General features: G+C 71.3%; 19 protein-coding genes. 7 read left to right on the top strand and 12 right to left on the bottom strand.

Annotation, left to right across the window (positions count from 1 at the left end):
* The first annotated feature begins 11 nt into the window (after positions 1–11).
* On the top strand, positions 12–665 hold the full coding sequence (locus tag O0235_RS03155; protein WP_270057092.1) for a LysM peptidoglycan-binding domain-containing protein: 654 nt from the start codon (positions 12–14) through the stop codon (positions 663–665).
* A gap of 13 nt (positions 666–678) precedes the next feature.
* On the opposite strand, the gene O0235_RS03150 is transcribed toward O0235_RS03155, so the two are convergent.
* The 3 genes from O0235_RS03150 to O0235_RS03140 form a co-directional block, all read right to left on the bottom strand.
* Positions 679–927 carry an MCP four helix bundle domain-containing protein gene (locus O0235_RS03150; protein ID WP_270057091.1) on the bottom strand — a complete coding sequence of 83 codons (249 nt, stop codon included), beginning with the start codon at positions 925–927 and terminating at the stop codon, positions 679–681.
* Between the two features lie 349 nt (positions 928–1,276).
* Positions 1,277–2,497, bottom strand: coding sequence for a CaiB/BaiF CoA transferase family protein (locus O0235_RS03145; protein ID WP_270057090.1), 1,221 nt, complete (start codon positions 2,495–2,497; stop codon positions 1,277–1,279).
* The gene (locus O0235_RS03140) at positions 2,494–3,729 is read right to left on the bottom strand and encodes a CaiB/BaiF CoA transferase family protein (protein WP_270057089.1); all 1,236 of its coding nucleotides are present in this window, start codon (positions 3,727–3,729) and stop codon (positions 2,494–2,496) included. The genes O0235_RS03145 and O0235_RS03140 overlap by 4 nt, the downstream gene beginning before the upstream one ends.
* 80 nt (positions 3,730–3,809) lie before the next feature.
* Here O0235_RS03140 and O0235_RS03135 point away from each other — a divergent pair, with 80 nt between their 5' ends.
* From O0235_RS03135 to O0235_RS03120, 4 genes are read left to right on the top strand one after another with little or no spacing between them, the layout of a single operon-like run.
* Positions 3,810–4,460 carry a nitroreductase family protein gene (locus O0235_RS03135; RefSeq protein WP_270057088.1) on the top strand — a complete coding sequence of 217 codons (651 nt, stop codon included), beginning with the start codon at positions 3,810–3,812 and terminating at the stop codon, positions 4,458–4,460.
* A 19-nt stretch (positions 4,461–4,479) separates the two neighbouring features.
* A complete protein-coding gene (locus O0235_RS03130) occupies positions 4,480–4,779 on the top strand; it encodes an Rdx family protein (protein ID WP_270057087.1) in 300 nt (99 codons plus the stop codon).
* A gap of 4 nt (positions 4,780–4,783) precedes the next feature.
* Positions 4,784–5,308 (top strand): ribonuclease FAU-1 family protein, encoded by a 525-nt coding sequence (locus tag O0235_RS03125; RefSeq protein WP_270057086.1) that lies wholly within the window; start codon positions 4,784–4,786, stop codon positions 5,306–5,308.
* A gap of 57 nt (positions 5,309–5,365) precedes the next feature.
* Complete coding sequence (locus tag O0235_RS03120; RefSeq protein ID WP_270057085.1) at positions 5,366–6,124, top strand: alpha/beta fold hydrolase; 759 nt, start codon at positions 5,366–5,368, stop codon at positions 6,122–6,124.
* Positions 6,125–6,130: 6 nt separating this feature from the next.
* Here the strand turns inward: O0235_RS03120 and O0235_RS03115 are convergent, their stop codons facing one another.
* Positions 6,131–6,514, bottom strand: a complete 384-nt coding sequence (locus tag O0235_RS03115) for a hypothetical protein (protein WP_270057084.1) — start codon at positions 6,512–6,514, stop codon at positions 6,131–6,133.
* Entirely contained in the window at positions 6,511–7,062 is a 552-nt protein-coding gene (locus O0235_RS03110) for a Panacea domain-containing protein (RefSeq protein ID WP_270057083.1), read from the bottom strand. The genes O0235_RS03115 and O0235_RS03110 overlap by 4 nt, the downstream gene beginning before the upstream one ends.
* A 124-nt stretch (positions 7,063–7,186) precedes the next feature.
* Here O0235_RS03110 and O0235_RS03105 point away from each other — a divergent pair, with 124 nt between their 5' ends.
* A complete protein-coding gene (locus O0235_RS03105) occupies positions 7,187–7,693 on the top strand; it encodes a 4Fe-4S binding protein (RefSeq protein ID WP_270057082.1) in 507 nt (168 codons plus the stop codon).
* 59 nt (positions 7,694–7,752) lie between these two features.
* Here the strand turns inward: O0235_RS03105 and O0235_RS03100 are convergent, their stop codons facing one another.
* Positions 7,753–8,043, bottom strand: a complete 291-nt coding sequence (locus tag O0235_RS03100) for a 4a-hydroxytetrahydrobiopterin dehydratase (protein ID WP_270057081.1) — start codon at positions 8,041–8,043, stop codon at positions 7,753–7,755.
* Between the two features lie 424 nt (positions 8,044–8,467).
* Here O0235_RS03100 and O0235_RS03095 point away from each other — a divergent pair, with 424 nt between their 5' ends.
* Positions 8,468–9,895, top strand: a complete 1,428-nt coding sequence (locus O0235_RS03095) for an ABC transporter substrate-binding protein (RefSeq protein WP_308445674.1) — start codon at positions 8,468–8,470, stop codon at positions 9,893–9,895.
* On the opposite strand, the gene O0235_RS03090 is transcribed toward O0235_RS03095, so the two are convergent.
* The 6 genes from O0235_RS03090 to fliD all read right to left on the bottom strand — a co-directional run bounded on the left by O0235_RS03090 (position 9,892) and on the right by fliD (position 15,075).
* Positions 9,892–10,575 carry a winged helix-turn-helix transcriptional regulator gene (locus tag O0235_RS03090; RefSeq protein ID WP_270057080.1) on the bottom strand — a complete coding sequence of 228 codons (684 nt, stop codon included), beginning with the start codon at positions 10,573–10,575 and terminating at the stop codon, positions 9,892–9,894. The genes O0235_RS03095 and O0235_RS03090 overlap by 4 nt on opposite strands.
* 198 nt (positions 10,576–10,773) lie before the next feature.
* Entirely contained in the window at positions 10,774–11,061 is a 288-nt protein-coding gene (flgM, locus tag O0235_RS03085) for a flagellar biosynthesis anti-sigma factor FlgM (protein WP_270057079.1), read from the bottom strand.
* 50 nt (positions 11,062–11,111) lie between these two features.
* A complete protein-coding gene (locus O0235_RS03080) occupies positions 11,112–11,750 on the bottom strand; it encodes a sortase (protein ID WP_270057078.1) in 639 nt (212 codons plus the stop codon).
* A gap of 182 nt (positions 11,751–11,932) precedes the next feature.
* Positions 11,933–12,229, bottom strand: coding sequence for a hypothetical protein (locus O0235_RS03075; protein WP_270057077.1), 297 nt, complete (start codon positions 12,227–12,229; stop codon positions 11,933–11,935).
* A complete protein-coding gene (gene fliS, locus O0235_RS03070; protein ID WP_270057076.1) occupies positions 12,229–12,642 on the bottom strand; it encodes a flagellar export chaperone FliS in 414 nt (137 codons plus the stop codon). The genes O0235_RS03075 and fliS overlap by 1 nt, the downstream gene beginning before the upstream one ends.
* A gap of 72 nt (positions 12,643–12,714) precedes the next feature.
* Complete coding sequence (gene fliD / locus O0235_RS03065; RefSeq protein ID WP_270057075.1) at positions 12,715–15,075, bottom strand: flagellar filament capping protein FliD; 2,361 nt, start codon at positions 15,073–15,075, stop codon at positions 12,715–12,717.

The raw sequence follows: 15,075 nt of genomic DNA, 5'->3' as shown, positions 1-15,075 counted from the left end.
GCATGGAGCCCATGCGCCGCCCGCTCTCCCGCTGCTTCGTCGCGTTCCTCACCGGCGCCGCGCTGCTCGCGGGGCTCGCTGCCGCAGCCTGCGGCGGCGGCGGCCAGCCTGAATCCGCCGCCGGCGAGCGCATCACCGACCCCGCCCGCGTCCCGACCGCGACGCCGATGCAAAATCCCGTCCTCTACCGCATCCAGGGCAACCAGGTCATCCTCGAAGGCGGCAGCCCTGCCGCCATCACCCCGGTTGGCGGCACGGCGACCGCTACGCCGCGCAAGACGTACACCGTGAAATCCGGGGACACCTGCTCCGCGATCGCCGCCGCCGAGGGCATCAGCCTCGATGCCCTCATCAAGGCGAACCCCACCGCCTGCGACAACCTCCGCGTTGGCGATTCGCTCATCATCCCGGCGCCCACGCCCACGCCGGTCGCCGGCACGGCGGGCGGCCTGACCTCCAACCCGACCGTCCGGCCGACGCCCACCGTCCCGCGCTCCAGCGGCGGGTCATCGGGTTCCTCCGGCAAGGTCTACGTCGTCAAACCCGGCGACACCTGCGCCGACATCGCCGCCAGCTACGGCGTCACCGTCCAGCAGCTCATCGCGCTCAACGGCCTGACCGCCGATTGCCTCCTCCAGGTCGGCCAGGAAGTCAAGATTCCATAACGAAGCCCGCGCCTCAGTGCACTGCTGCCGCGTCCCGCGGCGCGGTCTCCCCGCGCCCGAGCGCAGCAGCCAGCCGTTCCGGGCTGAGGCCCGCCCGCCGCGCGGCCGTCAGCACCGGCGCCCCGAGGTCGTCCCGGTCGACGCCGAGCGCGCTCACCTCCCGCAGCGGCACGTGCCGCGCCCGCAGCAGCTCGTAGAGCGAAACACGGAGCGAACCTGCAGCACCCTCGACCATCGGTGTCACCCCCAGCGATGGCGTCATCCTGCGGCCCGGCTGTGACGCCCGCATGACGGCGGCGTGAACAGCAGATGTCGCAGGCTCCCACCGTACCCCCGGCCGCCGCTCCCGTCAGCCGCTGCTACCGAATCTTCACGCTCGCGGGGGCTTTCGTTCCGAATCCGGGCAAATACGTTCCCGAATCCAGCGGTCTCGCCCGGCGGCCAGGGAGGACCGGCAGGCAAACGAAGAAGGAGGGCCCGGCGGCACCGAACGCCGGGCCCTCACACTGCAGCGCGCCCGGAGGGGACAGGGGAGGCGGCTGCCTCGGGAACGTCCCGATGCCCGCAGTATCCCGCCCGCCGATGAACTCCCCGTTATCACCGCGTATCGGTCATGTTTCGAATCCCAGCCACTCCCGCAGCACCTCGGCGGTGTGCTCCCCCAGCTTCGGCGCCGGCCGCCGCAGCGCCCACGGCGTCGCGCTGAACCGGTACGGCGCGCCCGGCATCCGGACCGGTTGCCCTTCCCGCCCTTCGCCTTCGACCTCCACCCAGAACCCGCGGTCCTCCCAGTGCGGGTCCGCCAGGTTCTCCTCCGGGCTGCGCACCACACCCCACGCCTGCCGCCGCTCCTGCCCGCCGCGGTACACCTCCTCCGCCGGGTGCGCCGCGATGAACTTCTGCAGCTCGGCGAAAATCTCCGCCGCCTCCGGGCTCCCCCGGCCCGGCTGCCGCGCCGCCGGGTCGTCGAACCGCGGCGCATCGAACTGCCTGCCGAACCCCTTCGACTGGAACCACTCCTTGATGCGCTTCCAGCTCGCGTTGTCTCGCCCCACCCCGAAGATCAGCGTCCACCGGCCGTCGGCTGCCCGCTGCAGCCACCGCTCCGTCCGGCTCGCCGCCGCGTGCCGCCCCGTCTGCCGGATGACGTTCACCTGCTGCGTGAACCAGTACGGCAGCGCCACTTCCGTCGTGCTGCTCACCGCCTCGTGGACCGAGCAGTCGATGAACTGCCCTTCCCCCGTCCGGCCCCGCCAGAGCAGCGCCGCGAGGATGCCCTGCACCGCGTAGTGACAGCCCGTCGCGTACCCCTGGTCCCCGTGTCCGCGCATGGGCGGCGCCCCCGGCGCATCCTCCGGGTCGTAGCCGTTCATCATCATCGCTCCGCCCAGCGCGAGCGAGACCATGTCCGTCGCCGAAAACTGCGCCCACGGCCCGTCCTGCCCGAACGGCGTGATCGCGCACCAGATGAGGCCCGGGTTGCCCGGGGCCGCTGCCGCGTACCCCATCCCCGCCGCGTCCAGCTCGCCCGGTCGCCGGTCCTCGATGACGATGTCCGCAGCCGAAACCAGCCGCCGCCACGTCTCCCGGTCCTCCTCGCGGTCGAAGTCCAGCACCGTCGACCGCTTGTTCGTGTTCCAGTACCAGAAGCTCAGCGACCGGTCCGGTCCCGGGACATCGTCCGCGAACGGCCCGACGCGGCGCGCCTCCCCGCCGTCCGGCGGCTCGACCTTCACCACGTCGGCGCCCATGTCCCCGAGCAGCTTGCCCGCGTACTGCCCCATCGGCCCGCACAGCTCGAGCACCCGCAGCCCTGCCAGCGGCCCGCTCACATGAACACCCCCATCGCCTCCCGCTCCGCATACTCATCGGCGCTCATGCCCAGCGTCCCGGTCATCACCTCGAAGGTGTGCTCGCCCATCAGGGGCGAGGCCGTCCGGTTCGTCCCGGGCGTCCGCGACAGCCGCGGCGCCACCCCGTCGAACCCCGATTCCCCCAGTTCGGGGTGCGGCATCGACGTCCACCAGCCGCGCGCCTGCAGCTGCGGGTCCCGCTCCACGCGGTCGCCGGCCGTCTGGCATACGCCCGCCGGCACCCCGGCGGCCTGCAGCGCCTGCATCACCGCGTAGGCGTCCCGCTCCCGCGTCCACTCCGCGATGCGGGCGTCGAGCTCGTCCTCGTGCGCCAGCCGCCCGGCGTTCGCCGCAAAGCGCGCATCCGCCGCCCAGCCCGCCTCGCCCATCGCGCGCCGCATCGCCTCCCACTCCGTATCGTTCCGCACGGCGATGGCCACCCAGCGGTCCTCCCCCGCGCACGGGTAGGTGTTGTGCGGCGCGATGCGCGGCTCCCACGCCCGGTTCCCCGGCGGCATCCCTTCACGCAGCCAGCTCCGCCCGTTCACCGTGAAATCCAGCACCGCCGGCCCGGTCAGCACCATCCCCGTCTCCACCTGCGCGATGTCGATCGCCTGCCCCTCGCCCGTCCGGTTCCGGTGGTGGAGCGCCATCATCACCGCGATTGCCGCGTAGTAGCCCGCCGTGTGGTCGAGGTACGAATACCCCCAGCCCGCCGGCGGCTTCCCCGGCAGCCCCGACATCAGCGTCAGCCCGCTCAGCGCCTGCGCCGTCGGCCCCCACGTCGTAAAGCGCCGGTCCCGGCCTGTGTGGCCGAACCCCGAAATCGAGCAGGAGATCACGCGCGGGTTGATCGCCCGCATCGCCTCGTAGTCCAGCCCCCACGACTCCAGCACCCCGCTCGAGAAGTTCTCGATGACCACGTCGCTCACCGCGATGAGCCGGTGCAGCACCTCCATCCCCAGCGGATGCCGCACGTTCAGCAGCACGCTCTTCTTGTTTCGGTTGAAGTAGTTGAAGAACCCCGAGTTGTTCAGCGTCGGCCGCTCCCCCGCGATCGGCCGCCCGAAGCGAATCGGGTCCGCCGCCTGCCCGTGCTCCACCCGGATGACCTCGGCGCCGAAGTCCGCGAGGATGCGCGTCGCCGTCGGCCCCGCGATCACCCACGTCAAATCGCACACCCGCACCCCGGAGAGCGGCAGCTCCGTCATCGCCGGCGGATTATAGCCGCCTCGCGCCTCCCCGCTGACACTGTAGGATCGGACCACACCTTCAACGCCCGGAGCCCCACGTGCCCGAACCCGCCGTCGTCGAACCCGATATCTTCGAAGTCATCGGCACCCAGCGCGCCATGCGCCGCCTCAAGCCGGACCCCGTCCCCGATGAGTACATCAAGAAAATCCTCTGGGCTGCCACACGCGCCCCCAGCGGCGGCAACCGCCAGAACTGGCGCTGGCTCGTCATCACCGACCCGGCCAAGAAGCAGCAGCTCCAGCAGTGGTACAAGGAAGGCTGGGACCGCCTCGTCGCCAGCGGCTACGGCAACCGCCCGGACCTGCCCCCGGACGAAGCCGCCAGCAACGACCGCGTCATGCGCTCCGCCCAGTACCTCGCCGACCATCTCCACGAAGTCCCGGTCCTCATCCTCGCCTGCCTCCTCGTCGACCCCGGTGCCCGCCCCGACATCACCGCCGGCTCCAGCATCTACCCCGCCGTCCAGAATCTCATGCTCGCCGCCCGCGCCCTCGGCCTCGGCACCGCCCTCACCACCCTCCACCGCTTCCGGCAGGACGACGTCCGGAAGCTCCTTGGCATCCCCGAGACCGTCGAAACCGCCGCGCTCATCCCGGTCGGCTGGCCCCGCGGCAAGTTCGGCGCCGGCTTCCGCAAGCCCGTCGAAGACGTCACCTACTGGGACCACTGGGGCAACAAGCGCCCCTAGCCTCCGCCCGGAGCCGGCCGTGTCCACCCGCCTCACCGTCGCCATCACCTACTGCCGGCGCTGCAACTTCCTCCCCCGCGCCCTCTGGACGGCGCACGAACTCCTCCACACCTTCGGCGACTACATCGCCGAGCTCCGCCTCGTCCCCGCTGGCGGCGGCGATTTCGACGTCGACGTCGACGGGGAGCGCATCTTCTCCCGCCGCGCTGCCGGCCGCTACCCGGAAATCGCCGAGCTGAAGGAGGCGCTCGCCGCCCGCCTCGACCCCGCCGAGGCCGCCGGCCTCAAGCGCCATCCGCACCGCCCCACGGATCAGTGAGCCGGTGCCGAACCCCGTCGTCGTCCGCAAGCTGAAGTACGGCGGCGCCGTCCGCTACGAATGGGAAGGCGACCTCGTCGATGCCCGCGGCGACGACTGGCTCATCGTCCTGCACGACAGCGAACGCCATCGCAAGCTCCCGCCCGCGGCCGACGAGTCGCCCGGGTTCGGCGTCCACTGCATCGGCCTCACCGCTCCCCTGACCGTCCTCCTCTGGTTCGACCCCCTCGGCCACTTCGTCGACGCCAAGTGCGACGCTGCCCTCCCCGCCCGGCTCGCCGGCCGCACCATCGACTTCGTCGACCTCGACCTCGATGTCGTCGTCATCCCCGGCGGCCATCACCACGTCCGCGACCGGGACGTCTTCGCAGCCCGGGCGGCCGAACTCGGCTACCCGCCGGGCGTCCGCCGGGCGGCATGGTGCGGCATCCTCCGCGCCCTCCGCGTGGTGCGCCGCGGCCGGTTCCCCTTCGACGGCTCGGCCGAAGCCATCCTCGGCCGCGAACTCGCCGCCCGCGGCCCGCTCTGACGCGCCGCACCCGCCCGCGTAGAATCCCCGCCACCATCACCCCGCCCGGAGGCACCCGTGCCCTTCATCGATCGCGACGGCGTCCGCATCTTCTACGAGGCAGCCGGCGACGGCCCGCCCGTCCTCCTCAGCCACGGCTACTCTGCAACCTCCCGCATGTGGCAGGGCCAGGTCGAAGCGCTCGCGCCGCGCTACCGCGTCATCACCTGGGACATGCGCGGACACGGCCAGTCCGACAGCCCCGATGACCCGGCCTGCTACTCCGAAGCCCACACCGTCACTGATATGGCCGCCATCCTCGACGCCCTCGGCATCGACCGCGCCGTCATCGGCGGCCTCTCCCTCGGCGGCTACATGTCGCTCGCCTTCCATCTCGCCCACCCGGGCCGCACCCGCGCCCTGATGCTCTTCGACACTGGCCCCGGCTACCGCAACCCGGCCGGCCGCGAAGCCTGGAACCGCACTGCCGAAGCCCGCGCCGTCGCCTTCGAAACCCGCGGCCTCGAGGCGCTCGGCCCCGGCGCCGAGGTCCGCATCGCCCAGCACCGCAGCGCGAAGGGGCTCGCCCTCGCCGCCCGCGGCATGCTCGCCCAGTTCGACGCCCGCGTCATCGAATCGCTCGAAACCATCCGCGTCCCCACCCTCGTCCTCGTCGGCGAACGCGACGAGCCGTTCCTCGGCGCCACCGACTACATGGCCGCGAAGATCCCCGGCGCGCAGAAGGTCGTCATCCCCGGCGCCGGCCACGCCGCCAACATCGATAACCCCGCTGCCTTCAACGCCGCCGTCGAGGCGTTCCTCGCCGCCCTCCCCTGAAGCGCCTCACCCCGCCCCGCCATGGTGGGCGCGAACCGCACGCCGCACCCGATCGGGAACGTAGGGCGAATCCGCCACGCGCCGCTGCATCTCCCGGAGGAGAGCCATGCGCAGCGGCGGCCTCAGGTCCAGCGTGCGCCGCTCGCGGGCGGCTTCGAGAGCCGCATCCTCTGCGAAGGTAGCGCCGCGCCAAAACACGCAGCTCTCGCGGGTGATGAACGGGTGGTCACCCGGTGCGAGGACGAAGCAGTCGCCGCGAGCGCAGATCGGCGAACGGCCGTGCGTCGTAATGTTGACCACGACGACACGACCTTCTGCGTCAGGCCCGGTCAGCACGAACCACAGGTGCCCCTGGAAGTCGAAGCCGACGAAAGCTTCGCCGGGATTCACGCGCGGGCGGCGCCGGCGCGGCGCCGGAGGGCGAGGACTGCCTCGGCATCCTGGACCGTCTGGCGAACCGTGGCGTCGTCGAAGCCCTCCGCCCGCAGGATCTCGGCGGGGTCGATTGGCACTGACGAACCGGAAGGGTCGCGCCACTCGGGGAGCCCATGCGTGAACCTGACGAGTTCCCACCGGTCCCAGTGGCCCCAGCGGTCGAAGACGCGGCTGAGCACTTCCCGGTCATAGTCACTGAGCGCGTCACCGGCGCCCATACGCAGCTCGACCTTGTGCCCGGCTATCGCCCCCACGTGGAGCGACCAGGGGGACTCACGGTCCGTGCCCTGGCTTGCGGCCTCGTACACCTCGCTCAGCACCGGCCCGTACGGCATCGCCACCATCTTCGCGCCAGTGATGGTGTAGCCGGTCTCGACGAGCGATTCGCGGTCCGCCAGGTACAGGAGCTTCATCAAGGTCAGGAGGTACATCTGCCCTCCCGCCCGCTGCAGGAGAAATGCCGCGGCCTGGGCGGCGCGCTCCTCGTCATAAACGAACCGCATACCTCATCCCCAGTTCCTTCGCAGGCTGCCCCGAGACTATAGCACTACCGCCCTCCCCTGACGCGCCTCACCCCGCCCCGCCATGGTATCCTGACCTCCACACCCGCACGCAGGGGGACGCTTCGTGCCCTATTCCATCGTCGAAACCTGCATCGGCTGCACCGCCTGCACCAAGCGGTGCCCGACGAACGCTATCACCGGCGAGCGCAACCAGCTCCACGTCATCGACCCCACCCTCTGCATCGACTGCGGCGCCTGCGGCGTCGTTTGCCCCCCCGAAGCCATCCTCGATACCTTCGGCAACGTCTGCCGCTCCTACAAGAAGGACCAGTGGCCCCGCGCCGTCGTCATCGAAGAGAAATGCATCGGCTCCGGCTGCGAGCTCTGCATCAACATCTGCCCCTTCGACGCCCTCAGCCTCCAGCACACCGACCGCATCGACGACTTCTTCGGCGTCTCCACCGTCGATGAGAAGAAGTGCACCGGCTGCCGCCTCTGCGAGGACGTCTGCGGCTGGGACGCCATCCACATCTTCCCGCTCAAGCACGAGGTCGTGAAAGACTTCTCCGAACTCACCGAAGAGGAGAAGCAGATCGTCACCCGCGCCCGCAAAGCGCTCGGCGTCATCTAGGCCGTCGCGTTCGGCGTCCATCGCGGCCGCTCCCGTTCCGGGGCGGCCGTTTCGTTCCTTCAGCTCGCGGCCAGCTCCTCGATCCGCCGCGCCAGCGCGAGGTCGCGCTCGGTCATGCCGCCCGCGTCGTGCGTGCTCAGCCGGAACGTCACCCGGTTGTAGACCCACGCCACCTCCGGGTGGTGGTTCATCACCTCCGCCGCCGCCGCGACCCGCACCACGAACCCGAGCGCCGCGATGTGGTCCGCCAGCCGGAACGTCTTGCTGATCGCCTCCGCGCCCTCGGCTTCCCAGCCCGGCAGCGCGCCGAGCGCCTCGCCAATCGCCTGCTCCGTCAGCCGCTGCGTCATCTCGCCAGCTCCTTCCCCCCGAATCTGCCGAAATCTGCCGCCTGAACCGGCCGTTGCCGGTCCATAGCGGCACCTCGCCATAGTATGGAAGCCAGCATGACATCGGAACCGTCACCGCGCGGGCGAACCATCTCCCGCCGCCGCCTCCTCGGCGCCGGCGGCGCGCTCCTCGGCGCGGCAGCCGCTGCCGCAGCCTGCTCCCGCGGCGGCAGCCCGCAGCCCACGCCTTTCGGCCCTTCGCCGACGCCGGCCGGCGACCCGACCCGGGCGCCCTCGCCCTCTCCGCCCACCCTCTCCAGCCGCCACGGCCACGCCCTCCGCCACACCGGCTTCGTCGAACGCGACGCCTTCGTCGACCCCCACAAGACCCAGGCCGGCCCCCTCCACGGCCACCAGGCGATGATCTTCAGCCGGCTCCTCACCTATCAGGACCAGGCGCAGGGCACCATCGCCGCCGATCTCGCCGCCGCCCTGCCCGAACGCCCCGACCCCCTCACCCTCGTCTTCCGCATCAACCCCCAGTGCCCGCTGGCACGACCTCCCGCCCCTCAACGGCCGCCCCGTCACCGCCGACGACGTCAAGTTCAGCATCGAGCGCCAGCTCAGCGGCGATACCACCTTCGTCCGCGCGCCCCAGTGGTCCGTCATCGATTCACTCGAGGTCACCTCCCCGACGGCGATCACGGTGAAGCTCAAGGCGCCCATCGCCGCCGCCCACCACCTCTTCGCCGACGTCGCGTCCTTCATCGTGGCGCCCGAGCTCGCCCCTGACGGCCGCGACATCACCCTCGACCACCAGGTCGGCAGCGGCCCCTTCCTCTGGGTCGAATGGAGCGACCAGCGCTTCGCCTCCGTCCGCCGCAACCCCGCCTGGTTCGGGGGCGACCGCCGCCCCTACCTCGACGGCATCTCGCTCGTCCAGCCGCGGACGACCGCCGAAGTCGAGAGCGGCCTCCGCACCCGCGCCCTCGACGTCGCCGTCGTGAACCGCACCCTCGCCGACCACCTCAAGCGCGCCCTGCCGCAGCTCGTCGAATACACCGTCGGCCACTCGATGTTCTTCAGCGTCCGCTACTCGCTGGTCAATCACCCCTACAACGACCATCGCTTCCGCAACGCCATCACCTGGGCCCTCGACCGCCGCGAGATGGTCCGCAAGTTCTTCGACGGCTCCGGCGGCCTCAGCCCCTGGGTCAGCTGGCCCGTCTCCCGCTGGACCCTCCCCGAGAGCGAACTCACCGTCGTCCCAGGCTACCGCCCCGGCGACGGCGGCCGCGAAGCCGACCTCCGCGAAGCGCGCGCCGCCCTCGACGCCTTCCGCTCAGAAAAAACACTGCCCGCCGACCCCCTCCCGCTCTTCGTCGTCGATGCCACCGAGAGCGCCATCGGCCTCGGCTCCGTCATCCGCGACCAGCTCAAAGCCGCGCTCGGCCTCGACATCCGCGTCGTCCCCATGCCGCTCAGCCAGCTCGTCGGGCTGCTCCTTTCGGCCGAAGCGCCCTTCGCCGCCGGCCCCGATACCGGCTGGATCGACCTCGACGACTGGGTCTACCCCTACTTCCACAGCGCCGGCACCCGCAACAGCTTCCCCCTCCGCGACCCCGACCTCGATGCCCTCATCGAAAAGCAGCGCCTCGAGCTGAACGAAACGGCCCGCCGCGACCTCGGCTACGAAATCCAGCGCCGCATCCTCGCCCTCAACCCGGGCGCAAACCTCGTCAGCGAGCGCGTCGTCGCCCTCGCCTGGCCCTACGTGAAGGGCTACCCGCTCGACACCACCGACGGCTACCAGGACCGCTTCGCCAGCTGCTGGATCGACGCCAGCGACCCCACCTTCCGCGGCCGCGCCTAGCCCGCCCGCACCTCGAACCGGTAGCCGGTCCCGCGTACGGTTCGCACCGCGCGCCGCTGGCCCGTCTCCGCCAGCTTCCGCCGGATGTTCGAAATGTGCCGGCGCAGGATCTGGAGCGAGCGCTCGTCGACGTCCAGGCCCCAGCCCCGCTCGATGATGTCGGCAGCCGGCACCGTGCGGTTCGGCCGCGCCAGCAGCAGCGACAGCACTTCCGCCTCGCGCTCGGTCAGGTCGATGTCGCCGCCCGGCCCGTGCAGCCGCAGGCGGACCGGGTCGAGCTCGAACGGCCCCGCAACGACCGCCTCCGCCCCGGCAATCCCCTCCCGCGCCAGGTCCCGGATGCGCCGCTCCACCGCCGCGCTCGCCCGCGTTCCCCGGACGATGCCGTCCACTTCGGGCCGGAACGTTCCCGGGATCGTGAGGCCCGGCGCTGCGGGGTCGCTCACGTACAGGACCGGCACGAGCCGCCACCGCCGGTGCGCGTGGAACGCCGCCGCCAGCTCGGCCTGCTCCTCCGCCGGCATCCCGCAGAGCACGAGCAGGTCGAACACGTCCGCGGCGGCCCGCTCGAGGGCGGCCTCCGGGTCGCCGGTGAGATGCGCTTCGAGGCCGTCGCCCAGCAGCGACCGTCCCTCCAGCGCCTTCGGCAGCCCCCGGTCGATGATCAGCACCCGCGGCATGGCTGGAATCGTCCCCTCCTGGCGGTTCGCGCCGGCGCCAGGCCCGGCATTCGGTGCAAGCTCAACCATCCACCTCAGGCTACGCCCGCGGCGCCGGCCCCCGGCATCAGGGCAACCCCCGTTTCGCGGCCGGGAGCCGCTGCAACCGGGCCCGCCAGCTCCTGCACCGGTTCGTCGCCTCCCCGGCGAAACCGCTCCTCAGCCTTCAGGGTCGAAGCCGCCCCGCTCCATCAGCCTCCGCGCAATCTCCCGCGGGTCGGGCTGATACCGCCCCTCGGCGATCGCCTTCCGCAGCGCCGCGATGCGGATCTCGCGCACGTCCGGCGCAGCCTGCACCGCCTGCAGCGCCCGGGCCAGTTCGCGCGCGTCCTCGGTGATGCCGGCGCGGTCAGCCGGCTCAGGCGGCGGCGCGGGGCGCGGCCCGCGCAGCGGCGTCGGTTCGAACGAAACCCCGCGGGTGCTTCCCGTCCGTCGTACTCCGGTCATGCGCAGCTCCTCTCAGACATGCGGCCTCTCCTCCCCATCGCTGCCCCGGCTCATGCCGGGTCTCCCGGCGAAACCTCGCCGACCAGCCGCCCGGTGACCACCAGGCGGTGCCGCAGGTCGGGCGTGCAGGTGATCAGCGTCACCGTCGCCCGCGCATCCGAACGCAGCACCTCCACGGCGTCCGGGTCGACCACTGCAATCGATTCTACGATGTACCGGTATCCCCGTTCCCCCGCGTACACCACGACCGCATCCCCGGCCTTTACCCGGTGCAGCGTCGCGAACACGGCCAGGTTCCGCCGGTCGGCAACCGAAACGTGGCCGCTGATCACCATATTCCCCGGCTGGCCGGGCATCGCCGAATCCAGGTGGTGGCCCGCTGCGTGCCACGCGGTCTCCCAGCGCGCGGTGCCGTCTTCCACCACCACGCCGACCTCGACGACTGGCGCATCGATGCCCGCTGCCGGCACCACGATGCGGGTCGGCAGGCCGCCGTTCGATACCGCGCGCACCGCCGCTGGCGCCGCGGCCTCGGCTGCCCGCCCCGGCAGCGTCGCCGTCTCCGCCGGGCCCGCGGGGGCGGCCGGCTGCGCCCGCCCGCCGAACCAGGCGATGGCCCCTGCGGCGAGCACCATGCCCGTCGCAACGAGGGTCGAGCCCCGCTGGCCCTTTGCCGCCTTGCCCGCCATAGGTCTCCGTGTCTCCTCCCGCGGCTGCGCGCTGTCCAGAGTGTCGGCAGCGCGCGGGGCAATCTTGATCGCCGCCAGGTTGTCGGTCAGGCGCTATCCGATGACGCCGGGGTGACGAACCGGTGACCCTGCCGATTCTTCACGGGCGGTTATCCCGGGCTTTCGAACCGTTTACGCGCCGCTTACGCGCCGGCCCGGTAGGCGGCGCTCCCCGCCTGGCCCTCGCGCAGCCGCCGCATCCGGGCCCCCAGCGCTGCCAGCTCCGCGCTAATCAGGCGGTCTGCTGCCGCGTGGACTGCCAGCAGCTCCTCGATCAGCGGGGCGTCGCCTGCGCGGAGGTCGGCCCCGGCCGCCGCGCAGGCCGCCGCGAGGTCGGCATCCAGCGTCTCGAGCCCCTCGAACTCCCCGCCGGCCTCCAGCAGCCGGAGCCGCTCCCGCGCCAGCTCCAGCGCCCGCTCGACCGGCCGCCGGCCGTCCATCAGGCCGCCGCTTCGGCGCCGCGCACCGCGCCGCCCTGCGCCTGCGCCCGCAGCTGCGCCGTCGCCGTCTTCCACGCCTCGCCGATCTGCCCGATATGCCGCTCCACTTCTTCGAGCTTCGCGAGGTCGCCCAGCGAGGCTTCCACGATCCGCCGCAGGCAGTAGGCGTAGATCGCCGCGAGGTTCTCCGCCAGCTCGCCCTGGCTCATGTCCAGCGTCGCCCGCAGCTCCCCGATGATCAGGTACGCCCGGTTCGTCTCGTCGTTGAACCCCTGCCGGTTGCCGTTCTCCCAGTGCAGGCGCGCCTTCCGCAGCGCCTTCACCGCCCCGTCGAAGAGCATCGTCGTCAGCGTGACCGGGTCCGCGGTCAGCGTCTCCACGGTGCGGTAGGCGGCGTACGGGTTGCTGGTCATCTGGTGGTTCTCCCTCGTGCGTGTCGTTTCAGTTGTCGGCCGAAATCAGCGCCCCTGAATGGGCATCGCGCCTCACTTCTGTCCGTTGTTCGCGGCCAGATGGTTCGCCAGCTGCTGCAGGCTCCCGAGCACGCTCTGCGCCCGCGCCTGCGCCTGCTCCATCGCCGCGAACTTCCGCCGCAGCTGCTCCATCTCGGCCTCGATCCGCTTCTCCAGCGTCGCAATCCGCTCCGAGATGTCCGAGCCGATGCGGTCATACGTCGCCTTCCGCTTGTCGAGCGACCCGCCGACGCCCGCCTGGTTCTCCGCGAACCGCTTCAGCCGCTGCACGACGCTCTCGGCCGTCGCCCCGACGGTGATCGTGTGCGAACCCGCCTGCAGCGTCGGCCCCGCCGTCAGCGTCAGCCCCGGGATCAGGTTCCCGTTCGTCCCGTTCGGCGCGATCGTCCCTGACGACGAAATGGTCGGCCCGCCGTTCGCCGGCGTGAAGACGGCGGTCAGGTTGCCCGCCCCGTCGTCCGTAATCGCCCACGTCCCGGGCTCCAGCCCCGCGTAGGTGCCGCTGATGCCCGTCAGCGAACCCGTCCCGCCCGGCTGCAGCGTCGCCGAGAGGCTGAGCCGGCTCAGCAGCTCCTGCACCCCGGCCTGGTTCGTCCGCACCGCCTCCGCGAACTTCGCCTCGTCGAACTGGAGCGTGTTCGTGGTCCCCACGGCCGACCCGATAGCGCCGAACGTCAGCCCAATCTGCGACAGCGTCGTGAACCCGCCCTGCAGGTTCGTCCCCGGGCTCGTGATGATGCTCCGCAGGTCCGACTTCAGCTGCCGCAGCGACGAATCCCCGCTCAGCGGCCCCGACTGGTTGTTCGTCTTCGAACCGTCCGCTTTCGTCGCCACGTCGATCGCCTTCATCACGTTGTTGAACTCGGTCACGAACGCCTTGATCGCGTTCGCTGCCGATGTCGTGTCCTGCCCGACGGTCACCGTGACCGGCGCGGTCGTGACCTCCTTCAGCGTCAGCGTCGTCCCGCTGAACGTCACCGCGTTCGAGGCTGACTCCTGCACCGGTCCGCCGTCGATGCTGTACTGCGCGTTCTGCCCGGCTGTCACCGTCCCGGTCGTCAGCCCGAGCTTCGCCGCGAGATTCCCGCCCGGCGCATCTTCGACCGTGAGCATCAGGTCGCCCGTCGCCTTGTTCTGCAGCCGGACCGTATCCGTGAGCGAGTCATACCGCGCCGTCACGCCCGCGCCGCTCGCGTTGATCCGCGCGATGACGTCCGTCAGCGAATCCGTTGCCGCGTTGTAGCTGATGCTCACCCCGTTGATCACGATCGCCTGGTCGCCCGCGTTCGGCGGGCCGCCGTTCAGCCCGGCATCCTGCAGCTTCGCGGCCGTGCTGAGCCGCGCGATCGGGTTCGCGCTCGACCGCGTCGTGCCCGGCGCCGAGGTCAGCAGCCCCGTCACGGCGAGGAAGTTCGAGGTGTCGCTGCCGCTCCCGAACGAAATGTTCCCCTGTGTCGAGGTCACCGTCAGGATGTTCGGCCGCCCGTAGCTGTCGTTCGCCAGGCTCGCCGTCACCCCGATGCCGCTCGCGTTGATGTCGGCGATGACATCGTTCAGCGTCATCTGCTTCGTAAACGCCTCGCCCGTGCGGGTCGTCCCCGGCGCCGAACTCAGCAGCCGCATCGCCGAGAGGAAGTTCGAGGTGTCCCCGACCCCGCCGACGATCACGTCGCCGCTGCTGGAGGTCAGCTGCAGCCGGTTCGCCCGCCCGTTCGCGTCGTTCACGATGCTCGCCGTCAGCCCCACCCCTGCGCTGTTGATCTGGTTCACCACGTCGTCCAGCGAGTCCGTCGTCACGTCGATGGTGATCACCGCCGTCCCGCCGCCGGTCGTCCCGACCGTGAACGTCCCGCTCGTCACCGCCATGTCGATGTTCGCCGACTGCAGCGCAACGCTCGTCTGCGCCGCCGCCGGCCCCACCGTGAACGTCTGCGAACCGCCGAACTGCGTCGCAATCGTGAACGTCCCGTTCGTCGGCGCCGTCCCGAAGTTCGACTGGTTCATCGGCTTCGCCGCATCGAGCCCCGCCGAGATCGGCGTGCCCTGGAGCCGGGTCGCCGTCGCCAGCTGGCTCACGCTGACCGTGAAGCTCCCGGGCTGGGCGCCGGGCAGCGCCGCCGCCGTGACCGCCGTCCCGCTGGAGGTCGCCGTCATCCCGCTGACGGACTGGGGCGCGGCCAGCGCCTTCACCCGGTCGAGGAAGGCCCGCATCGCCGTCTGCACGGCGTTGACGGCCGCCTTCCGCGCCTGGTTGTCCGCCCCCTTCTGTTCGAGCAGCGTCACCTGCCGCATCCGGATGGCCGTCAGCTGCTTGATGACGGCTTCCGTGTCGAAATTCGCGTAGAACCCGCCGATCCGCACCGGGTCGCTCAT

Source organism: Tepidiforma flava, from assembly GCF_027594505.1.
GTDB classification, from domain to species: Bacteria; Chloroflexota; Dehalococcoidia; order Tepidiformales; family Tepidiformaceae; genus Tepidiforma; species Tepidiforma flava.
Note: the sequence above shows the minus strand (reverse complement) of the source record. Positions and strands in the feature narration are given on the sequence as shown.

Excerpts from the sequence above, each read along its gene's own strand:
- O0235_RS03110 (WP_270057083.1), bottom strand. The coding sequence starts at position 7,062 with ATGCGGTTCGTTTATGACGAGGAGCGCGCCGCCCAGGCCGCGGCATTT.
- flgM (WP_270057079.1), bottom strand. The coding sequence starts at position 11,061 with ATGACCGGAGTACGACGGACGGGAAGCACCCGCGGGGTTTCGTTCGAA.
- fliD (WP_270057075.1), bottom strand. The coding sequence starts at position 15,075 with ATGAGCGACCCGGTGCGGATCGGCGGGTTCTACGCGAATTTCGACACG.
- O0235_RS03080 (WP_270057078.1), bottom strand. The coding sequence starts at position 11,750 with ATGGCGGGCAAGGCGGCAAAGGGCCAGCGGGGCTCGACCCTCGTTGCG.
- O0235_RS03140 (WP_270057089.1), bottom strand. The coding sequence starts at position 3,729 with ATGACGGAGCTGCCGCTCTCCGGGGTGCGGGTGTGCGATTTGACGTGG.
- O0235_RS03155 (WP_270057092.1), top strand. The coding sequence starts at position 12 with ATGCGCCGCCCGCTCTCCCGCTGCTTCGTCGCGTTCCTCACCGGCGCC.
- O0235_RS03075 (WP_270057077.1), bottom strand. The coding sequence starts at position 12,229 with ATGGACGGCCGGCGGCCGGTCGAGCGGGCGCTGGAGCTGGCGCGGGAG.
- O0235_RS03150 (WP_270057091.1), bottom strand. The coding sequence starts at position 927 with ATGACGCCATCGCTGGGGGTGACACCGATGGTCGAGGGTGCTGCAGGT.
- O0235_RS03100 (WP_270057081.1), bottom strand. The coding sequence starts at position 8,043 with ATGACGCAGCGGCTGACGGAGCAGGCGATTGGCGAGGCGCTCGGCGCG.
- fliS (WP_270057076.1), bottom strand. The coding sequence starts at position 12,642 with ATGACCAGCAACCCGTACGCCGCCTACCGCACCGTGGAGACGCTGACC.
- O0235_RS03090 (WP_270057080.1), bottom strand. The coding sequence starts at position 10,575 with ATGCCGCGGGTGCTGATCATCGACCGGGGGCTGCCGAAGGCGCTGGAG.